This window comes from Kosakonia sp. SOY2, assembly GCF_027109175.1.
Classification (GTDB): Bacteria; Pseudomonadota; Gammaproteobacteria; order Enterobacterales; family Enterobacteriaceae; genus Kosakonia.
The window spans coordinates 533865-549212 of sequence record NZ_JAPVXH010000001.1; the positions used below are offsets into that span (position 1 = coordinate 533865).

Sequence of the window (15348 nt, forward strand, 5' to 3'; positions counted from 1 at the left end):
ACCATGAATGTTTTACATTTATCTACAGGCGATAGCAAAGGTGCGTTTTATGGTGCATACAGAACGCATATAAATCTTCAAAGATATGGTCATGACTCCACAATGTTTGTAGTTGAAAAGACATCGAATGATGAGAGTGTAATCTCAGTGGAGCATATTAGACACAAGGTTATCAACTTTTTTATTAAATTAATTCGACGGTCTCTGGTACGTTGGAATGATGTAGAGAATAAGTATTATTTATTCTACAATTCTACTTTTAGTTTGAACAAACTTTTTAAAAGTTATAAGAAAAAACCAGATTTAATAATTATTTATTACGTTTCAGGTTTTCTTTCTGATTATGATATATATATAATACAAAAGAAATACCAATGCCCTGTTGCATTTTATCTCATGGATGCGGCTATGTTCACAGGTGGGTGCCATTACCCATGGAAATGTGAAGGCTATATAGATGGTTGCGATAATTGCCCGGCTATGAAATTCCCCAATTTAATTAAACTTCCGGCTTACATTTTTAACAACAGGAAAAAATATTATCAAGAAATGGACTGTTTTTTCTTGTCGGCAAGTAAATGGCTTGACGAGCGTTGTAATCGAAGTGGAATAAAAGCAAAGTTAGGTATTAAAAAAGCAATTATAGGTATCGACGAGAATATATTTTGCCCTCGCCCTCTTGATTCAGCCAAGAAACATATTCAAATTAATATTCCGGAAGGGCGGCGAGTAATTTTTTTAGGTGCACAGTCTCTCAGTGACCCTAGAAAGGGGGTGAAATATGTTGTTGAAGCTCTTAATGTAATTAAAAAAAACCATCCTGAGCATCTTAGTAAAGTTTCTCTTTTGACTGTGGGAAATAAGGCCGAACTTCAGTTACCTGAGGATATTCCGGTCATCAATATCGGGTTTATTAGTGACAAAGATAAGTATCCATTCTTATACAACTTCGCAGACGGTTTCATTTGCCCTTCGATAGAAGATGCTGGTCCGATGATGATAAATGAGGCGTTGATGTCCGGTGTTCCTGTTGTTGCTTTTAAAGTTGGTGTGGCAGAGGATCTTATTATTGATGGTCGAAATGGATTTCTGGCACAAGAAGTTAATTCTAATGCGCTCGCAGAAGCAATTTTGAATTTGTTACAGTTGAATGATTCATCCTTAGAAGCTCAAAAAAAATATGCTCGGGAGTATGCCTTGGAAAAATGCTCGGCGCATACGCAAGTGCGTGATATAGAATTACTTATCAGTGAATTTCCAAATTCTTTTAATGGTGACTGAATTTTTTAAGGGAGTTGATATTTCGCCCTTGAAGTATTGTTTATTTAAGATTGATGATGAACAAAAATATGTATATTTAATGTATGATGTTGAAATAGCTTTACGAATCACCTTCGTTTACCTTATGATTTTTTAATGTTATAAGATTTTTTTGATATTAAATGAGTGAATATTAATTTCATAATGAATAGATACAATGCCGATTGTACTAGCGAAAAACATTTTTATCCATGACCATAAATCATAACCAGTATTTTGATAATACTATTTGAAAGGTCATGATTATAAAAGAGAGTTTTTAATGAGAAAAGTATTAATGTAGAATTATTTAATAATCGCATCGTTATCATTTCTAATTATGTGCCAAAGATTTTTATCTTTTGTATAAAATCTTTTTTAATTAGACGGTCATTAAGGAAGTGTTTTTTATTCACCAACATGTATGGAATGTCTAATAATGTTAAACATAGTTTCGTTTGAAAGAATACTTCTTTTTTTGATAATGACAACTGTTGGTTCACCTTATCTTAGCTCATGGCTTCCTAAAGTCTCTGATATGCCAATAGGCCCACTTATTCGGTGTGTGGCCATTCTTCTGTTTTATGTAATAATCATCTATACGCTATTTCTATCTGGAAGCTTTAAAGTTAACGGGAGTTTAATCACGCTCTTTATCCTGATGCTATCAGGTACTCTGCTTTCGATTATAGATAATCGCTCAAATATTTTGCAAGTAGTTCTAGGATTGCATGCTCTGGTTTTCTACCCAATGGTTTTTAGTATTCTTGCCTGTTATTTTAATAATGATTATGACAATGATCGCTGGCGTAGAATTGCTTTTTTTTTAAAGCGAGTATTGACAGTGGTTTTTCTTATAACCAGCTCGATTGCGATTATTGATGTTGTAACTGGCGGAAATTTTACCTTAATGCTTGGTTACAACCCCAACTATGGGGGAGATAATTTTTCATTGATTAACCGATATTATGATTTAGTGAGAGCCAATGGTGGATTTGCCGATGCATTGGCTTTCGGTTACTTGATGGTTATCGCTTTCATCTTCTTTGTTTATAAAATTTTTAGTAAATATGGTTCAAAATATACAAACCTATTAGGTGCCATATTGGCCATCATCGCCTGCTTTATGTCAATTACTCGCGGAGCGATCATTGCCTTAATATGTTCTGGGCTGATTTTTTTATGCCGGAGCAAGATTATCGTGAAAGCCAGCGCTTCATTAATGGCTTTCGTGCTGCTGGTTGCTATTTCGTTGAGTAGTTATTCAGATATATTTATTGGACGCTTCACCGACAGTGATAAAGGTTCAAAGTACTCCACGACGCAACGTTTTGATATGGCGTCAAACTCGATTGATTTTCTAGTCAACCATCCACTAGGTGAAGGCCTGGGATCTCAAGGTGCAGGAAGCACGCTCTCACAAACGACAGAAAGAATTAACACTGATAACTTTATCTTCCATGGTATGTTAGAAGCTGGCATTTTTGGCGGCTTGATGTTCCAGTTGTTAATATTATATCAATTCAGAGTTTTTTATAAAAAAACAAAGGGAGCACGGCAGTTTTTCTTTGCATTATTTTTTTTGTACTGGTTATCTGCGGCGGTGAGTTCTTCGTTCCAGGCGGGTATCCTTTCTGTTTTATTTTGGATTGTGTGTTTTATTATTTACAGCGAAACGATAATCACAAGAAGAGAATCACTCTTGGAGTGCGGGAAGTAAGCTATGCTAATCTATAAAGTTAAGGGCAGATTACGTGCCTTGTATTACAGTTTAACTCGCAAGTTATCTATACGAATTCTGGGTAGTAATCCCAAAATTTTCGGCGCGAAGTATATGAAGATGACAAATTGCTCTATCGGAGACAATTGTTGGATACAAGCAGTAGATAAATATAAAACACAAAACTTCACTCCAGAAATCATTTTTGGTGAAAATGTAATGATGAGTTGTAATGTTCATATATCAGCTGTGAAAAAGATTGATATTGGAGATAATGTTTTATTAGGTTCTAATATTTATATTGGTGATCATTCCCATGGTTCAACTCGTCCTGCAAAATATGAGGCTCATATTCCTCCGGCATCACGTGATTTAGATGATATTGCAGAGATAAAAATTGGTAATAATATCTGGGTTTGCGACAATGTGGTCATATTAGCCGGTACATCCGTTGGTAAAGGTTCAATTATCGCAGCGAACTCAGTTGTGAAAGGCCACTTCGAAGAAAATAGTCTCATTGCAGGAAATCCAGCAAGATTCATAAGGAAACTGACTAATGGATAATGCCGCAACAATTTCAGTTGTTATACCAAGTTATAATCGGGTTCAGGAGTTAAAAGAACTCCTTAGCTCTGTACTATCACAAGAGGTTTATCCTGATGAAGTGCTAATCTGCGAAGATAATTCTCCGGAAAAACTAAATATTCAAAATATGGTTGATTCTTTTCGAAGTGAGTACGAAAATAATAAAATAAAACTTACTTTTATTATTAATGAGTTGAATCTTGGTTATGATAAGAATTTGAGAAAATGCATCGAAAGCGCCTCATGCGAATGGGCGGTAATTATGGGTAATGATGATCTGTTATTGCCTAATGCTATTTCAGAAGTTAAAGATTATATAGCAAAAAACCCACGAATCAATTTTATTTCACGTGCTTTTTTGCGCTTTAATCATGATATTTACAATCCCATTGGCTTGTCTTCGCTGAGCGATAAAGACTCAGTTTATAAATGGGGAGCATCAGAACCCAAAATGATTTTCAGGGCCGCAGGTTTTGTCGGTGGGTTGATTGTGAATGTTCCTTTCGCCAGATCTTTACATACGGAAGAATTCGATGGTTCACTCTATTATCAAATCTATTTAGCTGCATCTGCTTTTATAGGTGAAGGTATCGGCTATATCTCCCGGCCAATTATCGGGGGGCGTGCTGATAATCCGCCTATGTTTGGTCAGGCTGCGGACGACAAAGAAGTCCATGTCCCTGGCAGTTACACCGCCCGCGGGCGTGCTGCGATGTGGCGCGGCGTTCTCACCATAGCAAAAAGCGTGGGTGCCGCATATAATGTCGATCTTTATACACCGTTAAAACATGAGCTTACTACCAGACAGTCATTCCATATTTTTGAAATGAATGCGGGGCAAAGTATCAAAGTTAATAAAGAATTAAAGCAGGAGCTCTCCGCGCTAGGATTAATGAGCCATCCCGTGCCGCTTGCGTTCTATTTTCTTAACTGCACGTTGAGATCCAATGCGCGTTTTATCTATAAAGCTATCCGCAAAGTCATGCAATAATGACAAGGTTTTATCAATGAAAAACGATGTTAAAATATCCCTTGTTCATGAGTGGCTGTTAAGCTATGCAGGTTCAGAGCAAGTTTCCGCGCAAATATTAAAAGTTTTCCCAGAGGCGGATCTTTTTTCGGTGGTGGATTTTCTTACTCCGGAACAACGTGCAAAGTTCATGAATAAAAGAGCGAAGACTACCTTTATTCAACACTTACCCAAGGCACAAAAATATTATCAGAAATATTTGCCATTGATGCCTCTGGCGATTGAACAGTTAGATGTTTCTGGTGCCGATATAGTAATTTCAAGTGCGCATGCCGTGGCCAAAGGGGTAATTACTGGCCCGGATCAGTTACATATAAGTTATGTGCACTCACCTATCCGGTATGCTTGGGATCTTCAGCATCAGTATTTGCGTGAATCCGGACTTAATAAAGGATTAAAAGGCTGGTTGGCTAAATGGATTCTGCACAAAATGCGTATATGGGATTGTCGCACACCGAATGGCGTAGATCATTTTTTAGCTAATTCACAATACATTGCACGCAGGATTAAGAAAGTATACGGACGAGAGGCTGATGTTATTTATCCACCAGTGGCTGTGGATGAATTCGAGTTGAGAAATGAAAAGTTTGATTTTTATCTTACAGCGTCGAGAATGGTTCCTTATAAAAGAATTGCTCTGATTGTTGAAGCTTTTAATGCCATGCCTGACAAAAAACTGATTGTAATTGGTGACGGTCCTGATTTCGAAAAAATAAAAAAGATTGCCGCAGCCAATGTCACCTTGATGGGGTATCAGCCATTTGCTGTTCTGCGCGAGCATATGCAAAACGCAAAAGCTTTTGTTTTTGCAGCAGAAGAGGATTTCGGCATTATTCCCGTTGAGGCGCAGGCTTGCGGTACGCCTGTTATCGCGTTTGGCAAAGGTGGTGCGCTTGAGACAGTCATCCCGCCTGAACACAGTAACCCGACAGGTATTTTCTTTATGGAACAAACAGCCAGCGCTATTATTGAAGCTGTTGAAATCTTCGAAAAAAGCTCGGTTGCATTTACACCAGAATCATGCCGTAAAAATGCTGAACGTTTTTCACAGCAGCGTTTTGAGCGTGAAATAAAAGAGTATGTCGAATCAAAATGGACGGAGTTTTGCCATTATCGACAGGTAAAACGTTAATATTGGTAGCGCTATGAAAAATATTATACCTGTGATCATGGCTGGCGGCAGCGGAAGCCGTTTATGGCCACTTTCGCGAGAAATGTATCCAAAACAGTTTCTTCAGGTTGGTGGCAGCATAACCATGCTGCAACAAACAGTTAAGCGCCTGGAAAAATTACAGACATGTCCGCCTGTCGTCATCTGTAATAACGAGCATCGGTTTCTGGTTGCAGAGCAACTGCGAGCTATCGACAAATTGTCGGACAATATTATTCTGGAGCCTTCTGGTCGTAATACCGCACCCGCCATCGCCTTAGCGGCGTTTACGCTCCTCCAAAACAAGCAACAGAATGTTGACAATATCATGTTGGTGCTCGCGGCTGATCATGTCATTCAGAATGAGGATGCCTTTATCACTTCTGTTACGCAAGCTGTGGCCTATGCTGAACGCGGTAAACTAGTAACTTTTGGCATTGTTCCCTCACGTCCGGAAACCGGATATGGCTATATTCGCCGTGGACAGTCGCAAGGTAATGATGCATTTGTTGTTGCCGAGTTTGTCGAAAAACCGAGCTATGAAATTGCATGTGACTATTACTCCAGCGGTGAATACTACTGGAATAGCGGCTTGTTCATGTTCAAAGCCGAAAGTTACCTGGCAGAATTAAAAAAATACCGACCCGATATTTATGTGCAGTGCGAAAATGCGATGACGCAGACCCATCAAGATCTAGATTTTGTAAGGATTGACGAGCAGGCGTTTGCGCAATGTCCCGCGGAATCCATTGATTACGCAGTAATGGAGCATACCGATCATGCTGTTGTCGTCCCGATGGATGCCGGCTGGTCTGATGTCGGCTCATGGTCGTCGCTGTGGGATATTTCCCCTAAAGATGAACGTGGGAATGTAAAACAAGGAGATGTCCTCGAGTTTGATTGCCATAACATTTATGTCCATTCGGAAGACGCGCTGGTAGCTACCTTAGGGCTGAAAAATACCGTTGTGGTCCAGACCTGTGATGCGATTCTAATTGCTGATAAAGACCAAGTGCAGAATGTGAAAAAAGTGGTTGAACATCTTAAGTCTAGTCGACGGACTGAGCACCGCGATCACCAGGAGATCTATCGCCCTTGGGGAAGCATTAATACGCTGGTGCAAGGAGATGATTATCGCGTTCGTAAAGTCACTGTGCGCCCTGAAAAGCAACTCGCCGCGCAAATCCATCATCAGCGTGCTGAACACTGGATGGTACTTTGCGGGCGCGCAAAAGTGATTCTGCAAGATCGCGAATATTTCGTTGAAGAAAACCAGTCAACGTTTATTCCCGCAGGCCTGGTACATGTATTGGCGAATGCAGGTTCAACTCCTCTGGAAATCATTGAAATTCAATCAGGTAAAAATTTGAGCGAAGACGATGTAATTCGTGTTGAAAATCCTGTTTCAGAGAAAAAATAAAATGTCAGATTTTTTAAGCAATCATGTGATTAACAATTCGAATATACAGTTTGGCACCAGCGGTGCAAGAGGGCTGGTTCAATATTTCACACCACAAGTATGCGGTGCATTTACTGCTAATTTTTTGAGCACTACAGCCGCCTCGTATAGTTTTGATACCGTTGCGATTGGTATCGATAACCGCCCAAGTAGTTACGATATGGCACGTGCCTGTGCTGCTGTTGTCGAATATATGGGGTTCAAGCCATATTACTGTGGTGTCATTCCAACACCGGGACTGGCATATTACGCGCTTGAGAACAAAATCCCGGCGATCATGATAACCGGTAGTCATATCCCATTCGATCGTAATGGGTTAAAGTTTTACCACCCGACCGGTGAAATAACGAAGTCTGACGAAGCGGTAATTGCGACTGGGAGTACACGTTTTACCCTGCCCGCCAGATTGCCTGATTTGATCGTGAGCAACGATGCAAGTGCGCACTATATCGCGCGTTATACTTCTTTCTTCCCTAAAAATGCCCTTGCGGGAATACGGATTGGCATTTATGAACACTCCAGCGCCGGACGGGATATTTACCCTATACTGTTTTCGATGCTCGGCGCGGAGGTGGTTTCCCTTGGTCGTAGTGATCAGTTCGTGCCTATCGATACCGAAGCTGTGTCCGAAGAGGATCGACAGCGGGCTATTAACTGGTTACGCGAGTTTCATCTTGATGCCGTGTTTTCAACTGATGGTGATGGCGATCGGCCATTACTTAGTGATGAAAAGGGACGCTGGCTGCGTGGCGACATCCTCGGATTACTTTGCTCTTCGCATCTGGGTATTGATGCGGCGGCGGTGCCAGTGAGTAGTAACAGTATTATCACAACTAGCGGTTTGATCCCTCACGTTGTGCTGACCAAAATAGGCTCGCCGTATGTTATCGCGGCCTTTGACGCATTACTGGACCAATTCGGTCGTGTTGCAGGTTTCGAAGCCAATGGAGGCTATCTCTTAGCCAGTGATATCCATCACGCGGGCCGTACGCTGAAAGCATTACCTACCCGTGATGCATTATTGCCGGTGGTAACGGCGCTGGTTTCAAGCCAGCATAAAAAAATTAGTCAACAATTAGCGGAGTTGCCAGCGCGTTATACCTCTTCGAACAGACTGCAGAATTTCTCTGTCGCCCGGAGTGTTGCTTTGCTAGATAAACTTGTGAATGATCCTGCGAAGACCTTAAGCGCTTGTGGTGTAACAAATGCGAGCTTTGTGGGGCGGGATATGACGGATGGCGTCAGGTTACGGTTGACTAACGATGATATTATTCATCTCCGACCTTCCGGAAATGCGCCTGAATTACGATGCTATGTTGAGTCCACCTCTCCACACAAAGCAGATGAGTTAGTCAGAGTTATTCTCTCTCATATCGAGGACCGTTTCTAATGATTAACGTAAGTCGGTTTTTCATTCAATTCGAATCGTGAGGGGATAATGGAATTTAAGGATGTGAAAAATAATTATAAACCCTTCTTGTGTCAGCTTCTTCTCGCGCTGTCTGATTTTATTTTTTTTAATCTGTCATTAGTTTTTTCATTGGCGCTAGTCTATTTTCTGTTCGCTGATTTACAGCGTTTTATTCCGCAGGAGCAGTTTCAATATCGTATCGTTTCCCATTTATTATTGTCATTAACCTGTGTTGCGTGGTTTTTAATCCGCCTGCGTCACTATTCTTACCGCAAACCGTTTTGGTATGAGCTGAAAGAGATCCTGCGTACAATTATCATTTTTGCGATCTTTGATTTGGCGTTGATTGCTTTTACTAAGTGGCAGTTCTCGCGTTTTGTCTGGGTGTTTTGCTGGAGCCTGGCGCTCTTTATGGTGCCCTTTTTCCGCTTCACCACGAAGTATCTGTTGAATCAGTTAGGCATCTGGAAAAAGAAAACCATCATTTTGGGCAGCGGTAAGAACGCGCGTGAAGCCTGGTTTGCCTTGCAGAGTGAAGAAATGCTGGGATTTGACGTCGCGGCTTTCTTTGATGATGAAACAACTCAGGACAAGCTTCTTGATTGCCCGATTTATAAAAATGCTGACGACATCTGGCAAGATCCCGATCTTAAACATGTGCATTTTATCATTGCCTTCGATGTTGATGAGATAGACAAGACGGTAGCGTGGCTGAGGGAGTTGTCCAAACACCAGTGTCGCTCAGTAACCGTCATTCCTTCATTGCGAGGGTTGCCGCTATATAACACGGACATGTCGTTTATTTTTAGCCATGAAGTAATGCTGCTGCGGATCAACAACAATCTCGCGAAACGCACTTCGCGTTTTCTTAAGCGTTCCTTTGATATCGTATGTACACTGTTTATCTTGCTCATTTCATCACCGTTGTTTATCTACCTGTGGTACAAGGTGACACGTGACGGCGGGCCAGCCATTTATGGGCACCAGCGGGTGGGCCGCGCTGGGAAACTTTTCCCATGCTACAAGTTCCGCTCTATGGTGATGAATTCGCAAGAAGTTTTACAAAACTTGCTAGAGAATGATCCGCAGGCGCGTGAAGAGTGGGACAGGGATTTTAAACTGAAGAATGATCCGCGCATCACGAAAGTAGGGCATTTTATCCGCAAAACCAGTCTTGATGAGCTACCTCAACTTTTTAACGTGCTGAAAGGCGAAATGAGTCTTGTCGGACCGCGCCCAGTGGTCACGAAAGAGCTAGAACGCTACGAACTAGATGTTGACTATTATTTAATGGTGAAACCCGGAATGACCGGCTTGTGGCAGGTTAGCGGGCGAAATGACGTGGACTATGATACACGTGTCTATTTTGACTCTTGGTATGTGAAGAATTGGTCTTTGTGGAACGATATTGCCATTCTCTTCAAAACGGTGAAGGTCGTGCTTCGCCGGGATGGCGCTTATTAGTACAGGAGCGCCTACTGGTGGTTCAAAGTGACATCTATTGCTACCAGCTTAGTGGTTTCCTGAGTTAACATTATTTTTACTTAACCTGGCTGTAGATATACAGGCTGGGTGTTCAAACCTGACAGGAGTATGTAATGTCCAAGCAACAAATCGGCGTTGTTGGTATGGCGGTAATGGGGCGCAACCTGGCGCTCAACATTGAGAGCCGTGGCTACACCGTTTCAGTTTTCAACCGCTCGCGCGAAAAAACCGAAGAAGTCATTGCCGAAAACCCGGGCAAAAAGCTGGTTCCTTACTACACCGTACAAGAATTTGTCGAATCACTGGAAACCCCGCGCCGCATCCTGCTGATGGTGAAAGCCGGTGCTGGCACCGATGCCGCTATCGACTCCCTTAAGCCATATCTTGATAAAGGCGATATCATTATTGATGGCGGCAACACGTTCTTCCAGGACACCATTCGTCGTAATCGCGAACTTTCGGAAGAAGGTTTCAACTTCATCGGCACAGGCGTTTCCGGTGGTGAAGAAGGCGCGCTGAAAGGTCCATCAATCATGCCTGGTGGTCAGAAAGAAGCCTACGATCTGGTTGCTCCAATCCTGACCAAAATTGCTGCAGTGGCGGAAGATGGCGAACCTTGCGTAACGTATATTGGTCCGGACGGTGCGGGTCACTACGTTAAAATGGTGCATAACGGTATCGAATATGGCGATATGCAGCTGATTGCCGAAGCTTACGCGTTGTTGAAAGGCGGCCTGAATCTCTCTAACGAAGAGCTGGCGAAAACCTTCAGCGAGTGGAACGCAGGTGAGCTGAGCAGCTATCTTATCGACATCACCAAAGATATCTTCACCAAGAAAGATGAAGAGGGTAAATATCTCGTTGATGTGATCCTCGACGAAGCGGCGAATAAAGGCACCGGCAAATGGACCAGCCAGAGCTCTCTGGACCTTGGCGAGCCGCTGTCGCTGATCACCGAATCCGTGTTTGCGCGCTATATCTCTTCTCTGAAAGAGCAGCGTGTTGCCGCGTCTAAAGTGCTTTCCGGCCCGCAGGCGAAACCGGCGGGTGATAAAGCTGAATTTATCGAGAAAGTACGCCGTGCGCTGTACCTCGGTAAAATTGTTTCCTATGCACAGGGCTTCTCTCAGCTGCGTGCTGCTTCTGACGAGCACAACTGGAACCTGAATTACGGCGAAATCGCGAAGATCTTCCGCGCAGGCTGTATCATCCGTGCGCAGTTCCTGCAGAAAATCACCGATGCTTATGCCGAGACCCCGGCTATCGCAAACCTGCTGCTGGCACCGTACTTTAAGAAAATTGCCGACGATTACCAACAGGCGCTGCGTGATGTAGTGGCCTATGCCGTGCAGAATGGTATTCCGGTACCGACTTTCTCTGCGGCGGTGGCATACTACGACAGTTACCGTTCTGCGGTACTGCCGGCGAACCTGATCCAGGCTCAGCGTGATTATTTCGGTGCGCACACATACAAGCGCACAGATAAAGATGGCGTGTTCCATACCGAATGGCTGGATTAATCTGATAATCACCCATCTGGTTTACCCAGGCCCGGTTGTTAAAACCGGGCCTTTTTTTCGTCTCAACCGCCGTTTTTTCGGGCAGTCATATTCATTTTGTCGATTATTTCCCGCTAAACCATACATAAACGCCGCTGTTGACGGCCGATTGTCGCCTTGACAGTCCCTCAACAGAAGAGGTAAAAACCCCAACAGTTATTGATATTAAGCGGGTGGCGACGGGATCGTCATCTCCGGTTTCATACACTCACAAAAGTTGCTTATCGAATGAAAATAACAATCTCCGGAACAGGTTACGTTGGGCTATCGAACGGGATTCTGATTGCGCAGAACCATGAAGTGGTGGCGCTGGATATCGTTCAGTCCAAAGTAGATATGCTTAATCAGAAGATCTCTCCCATCGTGGATAAGGAGATCCAGGAGTATTTGCAGAATAAGCCGCTGAACTTCCGTGCGACGACGGACAAACTCGACGCCTATCGCGGCGCGGATTTCGTCATCATTGCCACGCCGACGGATTACGATCCGAAAACGAACTACTTCAACACCAGCAGTGTGGAGTCTGTGATTCGTGACGTTCATGAGATCAACCCGCAAGCGGTGATGATCATTAAATCGACTATTCCCGTTGGCTTCACCCAGTCCATCCGTGAAAAATATGGCATTGATAACGTTATCTTTTCACCGGAATTCTTGCGTGAAGGTAAGGCGCTGTACGATAACCTGCACCCATCGCGTATCGTTATCGGCGAACGCTCCGAACGTGCCGAGCGTTTTGCTGCGTTGCTACAGGAAGGCGCTATCAAAAAAGATATTCGCGTGCTGTTTACAGACTCAACTGAAGCCGAAGCGATTAAACTCTTCGCCAACACCTATCTGGCGATGCGCGTGGCGTACTTCAACGAACTGGATAGCTATGCAGAAAGCCTGGGGCTGAACAGCCGCCAGATTATCGAAGGCGTATGTCTGGATCCGCGTATCGGCAATCACTACAACAACCCGTCGTTTGGCTACGGCGGTTACTGCCTGCCGAAAGACACCAAACAGCTGCTGGCGAATTACCAGTCAGTACCGAATAATATTATTTCGGCTATCGTTGATGCTAACCGTACACGTAAAGACTTTATTGCGGATTCCATCCTGGCGCGTAAACCGAAGGTGGTGGGCGTTTATCGTCTGATCATGAAGAGCGGTTCCGATAACTTCCGCGCCTCTTCAATTCAGGGCATCATGAAGCGTATTAAAGCGAAGGGCGTGCAGGTCATCATTTATGAACCGGTAATGCAGGAAGATGAATTCTTCCACTCCCGCGTGGTACGCGATCTGGACGCGTTCAAACAGGAAGCGGATGTCATTATCTCCAACCGTATGGCGCAAGAACTGGCTGATGTTCAGGACAAAGTCTATACCCGCGATTTATTCGGTAACGACTAATTGTTATTGCTTAAAGTAAAACGGCCCGTCAGGGCCGTTTTTTTTTACACGTTATAAAACGCTCTATACCAGTCAACAAAGCGCTTCACACCGTCTTTGACTGAAGTCTGGGGCTTAAAGCCTGTCACCTCATACAGCGGCTGGGTGTCTGCGCTCGTTTCCAGCACATCACCTGGCTGAATCGGCATCATGTTTTTCTGCGCTTCAATACCCAATGCTTCTTCCAGTGCCGTGATGTAATCCATCAGCTCGACCGGAGAGCTGTTGCCAATGTTATAAACATGGTAAGGCGCAGAGCTGGTTGCTGGTGATCCGCTTTCAACTGTCCAGTTTGCATCCGGCTGCGGGATAACATCCTGCATACGGATAATCGCTTCCACGATATCGTCAATGTAGGTGAAGTCGCGCTTCATTTTGCCATAGTTGTAAACGTCAATGCTCTTGCCTTCCAGCATCGCTTTCGTGAACTTAAAGAGCGCCATGTCCGGGCGCCCCCAGGGGCCATAAACCGTAAAGAAACGCAGGCCGGTCGTTGGCAGACCATACAGATGCGAATAGGTATGCGACATCAGTTCATTGGCTTTTTTCGTTGCCGCGTAGAGTGATACCGGGTGGTCAACTGAATCATCAGTGGAGAACGGCATCTTACGGTTTAACCCGTAAACGGAGCTGGAGGACGCATACAGCAGATGCTGCACTTTATGATGACGGCAGCCTTCAAGTACGTTCAGATGTCCAATCAGATTAGATTCTGCGTAAACGTGCGGGTTTTCCAGCGAGTAACGGACACCTGCTTGTGCAGCGAGATGAATAACGCGGTCGAATTTCTCACGCGCAAACAGCTGCACCATCGCTTCGCGGTCAGCGAGATCGATTTTATGAAAGTGGAAATCGGGAAAGGCCAGTAAGTCCAGGCGCGCTTGCTTCAGACTGACATCGTAGTAATCATTCAGGTTATCAATACCCACCACCTGGTGGCCTGCTTTCAGCAAACGTTCACTGACGTGATAGCCGATAAACCCGGCAGCGCCGGTAACCAGAAATTTCATAGCTAATCCTTTCTTACATCAAAAACGTACAATCCTTCTATTGTATGATCCCCGACAGGTAATCGCTATCAGTTATAAACGCGGTCACTATTCTTAAATAGTGTCTGGTAAATCTTAATTACACGTAGTCCTATAGAAAAAAAATAACGAACCGCTAAACTCGCGCTCTATGATTCTCTTTTGCGCTTCTCATTTAGGGTTGCTATGACATACGAAAAAAACAATGTGCCTGCCGGGCAGAGTAATGATTCGGAACTAATTGATTTGTTAGAGGTTTTAGCTCAACTTTGGCGTGGTAAATGGATTGTAGCCTTATTTATTCTTGTCGCTGTTATTGTCGCTGGCGTCTATTTAAGTATTGCCAAAGAAAAATGGACTTCGATCGCCGTGATCAGCGCTCCTGATGCCGGGCAGATTGCTGGTTACTCCAATGCGATGAGCATATTGAGCAACGATGAAAGATATGATATCGCAGGTATCCAGCAGCGCGTGATTGGCCGCTTTAATTCCGCCTTCACGGCATTGTCGGAAACCCTTAGTAACCAGGATGAGCCGGAAAAACTGACTATTGATACTGCGGTCCAGGGGCAGCCATTGCCGCTAAAAGTTACCTATCAGGGAAGTACTGCCGAGGATGCACAAAAAAAACTGGCGCAATATATCGAGCAAATTGATCAACAAATCGCCAAAGAATTGATTGACGATTTACAGACCAGTGTGAAATCGCGTACTCGCGATTTAGTTGAGTCGTTGTCGACGCAGGAAAAAGTTGCACAGGAGCAAAAAGACCTTAGGATCAAACAGATCGCCCAGGCACTTTCTGTTGCAAAAGAGGCGGAAGTGCATTCACCGCAAGTGCGGCAAACGGAAAACGTATCTCAGGATACGCTGTTTCTGCTTGGCAGCGCGGCGCTGGAGTCGATGATCAAGAATGAATCGTCCCGCCCGCTGGTATTCCCTGATGATTACTACAAAATTCGCAAGAATCTTCTTAATATTCAGACGATTGTCGTAAAGCCACAAAATATACATGCTTATCGTTACGTGATGAAACCAACGCTGCCTATCCATCGGGACAGCCCGCGTAAGGTAATTACTCTTGTAGTGGCCATTTTACTCGGGGGCATCCTGGGTTCTGGTTTTGTGCTGATGCGTAACGCATTTCGGGAGCGTCAATCAAAAGCATAAGTACAAAAAACCGGGCAA

General features: G+C 43.8%; 12 protein-coding genes. 11 read left to right on the forward strand and 1 reads right to left on the reverse strand.

Annotation, left to right across the window (positions count from 1 at the left end):
• Positions 1-3: 3 nt before the first annotated feature.
• From O3S68_RS02405 to ugd, 10 genes are all read left to right on the forward strand, one after another.
• Positions 4-1281 carry a glycosyltransferase gene (locus tag O3S68_RS02405; protein WP_269230716.1) on the forward strand — a complete coding sequence of 426 codons (1278 nt, stop codon included), beginning with the start codon at positions 4-6 and terminating at the stop codon, positions 1279-1281.
• Positions 1282-1738: 457 nt separating this feature from the next.
• Complete coding sequence (locus tag O3S68_RS02410) at positions 1739-3019, forward strand: O-antigen ligase family protein (RefSeq protein ID WP_269230717.1); 1281 nt, start codon at positions 1739-1741, stop codon at positions 3017-3019.
• A gap of 3 nt (positions 3020-3022) precedes the next feature.
• Positions 3023-3583 carry an acyltransferase gene (locus O3S68_RS02415; protein ID WP_020454288.1) on the forward strand — a complete coding sequence of 187 codons (561 nt, stop codon included), beginning with the start codon at positions 3023-3025 and terminating at the stop codon, positions 3581-3583.
• Positions 3576-4595: a glycosyltransferase family 2 protein gene (locus O3S68_RS02420; RefSeq protein WP_020454287.1), complete on the forward strand. Its 1020-nt coding sequence runs from the start codon at positions 3576-3578 to the stop codon at positions 4593-4595. The genes O3S68_RS02415 and O3S68_RS02420 overlap by 8 nt, the downstream gene beginning before the upstream one ends.
• Positions 4596-4611: 16 nt before the next feature.
• Complete coding sequence (locus tag O3S68_RS02425; RefSeq protein WP_020454286.1) at positions 4612-5766, forward strand: glycosyltransferase family 4 protein; 1155 nt, start codon at positions 4612-4614, stop codon at positions 5764-5766.
• A gap of 13 nt (positions 5767-5779) precedes the next feature.
• Positions 5780-7204: a mannose-1-phosphate guanylyltransferase/mannose-6-phosphate isomerase gene (locus tag O3S68_RS02430; RefSeq protein WP_269230718.1), complete on the forward strand. Its 1425-nt coding sequence runs from the start codon at positions 5780-5782 to the stop codon at positions 7202-7204.
• Position 7205: 1 nt separating this feature from the next.
• Positions 7206-8633 (forward strand): phosphomannomutase, encoded by a 1428-nt coding sequence (locus tag O3S68_RS02435; RefSeq protein ID WP_269230719.1) that lies wholly within the window; start codon positions 7206-7208, stop codon positions 8631-8633.
• A gap of 48 nt (positions 8634-8681) precedes the next feature.
• Positions 8682-10118, forward strand: a complete 1437-nt coding sequence (locus O3S68_RS02440; RefSeq protein ID WP_269230720.1) for an undecaprenyl-phosphate galactose phosphotransferase — start codon at positions 8682-8684, stop codon at positions 10116-10118.
• Between the two features lie 134 nt (positions 10119-10252).
• Positions 10253-11659: an NADP-dependent phosphogluconate dehydrogenase gene (gene gndA, locus O3S68_RS02445; RefSeq protein WP_045510668.1), complete on the forward strand. Its 1407-nt coding sequence runs from the start codon at positions 10253-10255 to the stop codon at positions 11657-11659.
• 267 nt (positions 11660-11926) lie between these two features.
• Positions 11927-13093: a UDP-glucose 6-dehydrogenase gene (ugd, locus tag O3S68_RS02450; RefSeq protein ID WP_045510666.1), complete on the forward strand. Its 1167-nt coding sequence runs from the start codon at positions 11927-11929 to the stop codon at positions 13091-13093.
• A gap of 44 nt (positions 13094-13137) precedes the next feature.
• Here the strand turns inward: ugd and O3S68_RS02455 are convergent, their stop codons facing one another.
• On the reverse strand, positions 13138-14142 hold the full coding sequence (locus tag O3S68_RS02455; RefSeq protein ID WP_269230721.1) for an NAD-dependent epimerase: 1005 nt from the start codon (positions 14140-14142) through the stop codon (positions 13138-13140).
• 204 nt (positions 14143-14346) lie between these two features.
• Here O3S68_RS02455 and wzzB point away from each other — a divergent pair, with 204 nt between their 5' ends.
• Positions 14347-15330 carry an LPS O-antigen chain length determinant protein WzzB gene (gene wzzB / locus O3S68_RS02460; RefSeq protein ID WP_269230722.1) on the forward strand — a complete coding sequence of 328 codons (984 nt, stop codon included), beginning with the start codon at positions 14347-14349 and terminating at the stop codon, positions 15328-15330.
• The last annotated feature ends 18 nt before the right edge of the window (positions 15331-15348 follow it).

Coding starts and splice junctions, on each gene's coding strand:
- wzzB (WP_269230722.1), top strand. CDS start 14,347: ATGACATACGAAAAAAACAATGTGCCTGCCGGGCAGAGTAATGATTCG.
- O3S68_RS02455 (WP_269230721.1), bottom strand. CDS start 14,142: ATGAAATTTCTGGTTACCGGCGCTGCCGGGTTTATCGGCTATCACGTC.
- ugd (WP_045510666.1), top strand. CDS start 11,927: ATGAAAATAACAATCTCCGGAACAGGTTACGTTGGGCTATCGAACGGG.
- O3S68_RS02415 (WP_020454288.1), top strand. CDS start 3,023: ATGCTAATCTATAAAGTTAAGGGCAGATTACGTGCCTTGTATTACAGT.
- O3S68_RS02430 (WP_269230718.1), top strand. CDS start 5,780: ATGAAAAATATTATACCTGTGATCATGGCTGGCGGCAGCGGAAGCCGT.
- O3S68_RS02440 (WP_269230720.1), top strand. CDS start 8,682: ATGGAATTTAAGGATGTGAAAAATAATTATAAACCCTTCTTGTGTCAG.
- O3S68_RS02425 (WP_020454286.1), top strand. CDS start 4,612: ATGAAAAACGATGTTAAAATATCCCTTGTTCATGAGTGGCTGTTAAGC.
- O3S68_RS02410 (WP_269230717.1), top strand. CDS start 1,739: ATGTTAAACATAGTTTCGTTTGAAAGAATACTTCTTTTTTTGATAATG.
- O3S68_RS02405 (WP_269230716.1), top strand. CDS start 4: ATGAATGTTTTACATTTATCTACAGGCGATAGCAAAGGTGCGTTTTAT.
- O3S68_RS02435 (WP_269230719.1), top strand. CDS start 7,206: ATGTCAGATTTTTTAAGCAATCATGTGATTAACAATTCGAATATACAG.
- O3S68_RS02420 (WP_020454287.1), top strand. CDS start 3,576: ATGGATAATGCCGCAACAATTTCAGTTGTTATACCAAGTTATAATCGG.
- gndA (WP_045510668.1), top strand. CDS start 10,253: ATGTCCAAGCAACAAATCGGCGTTGTTGGTATGGCGGTAATGGGGCGC.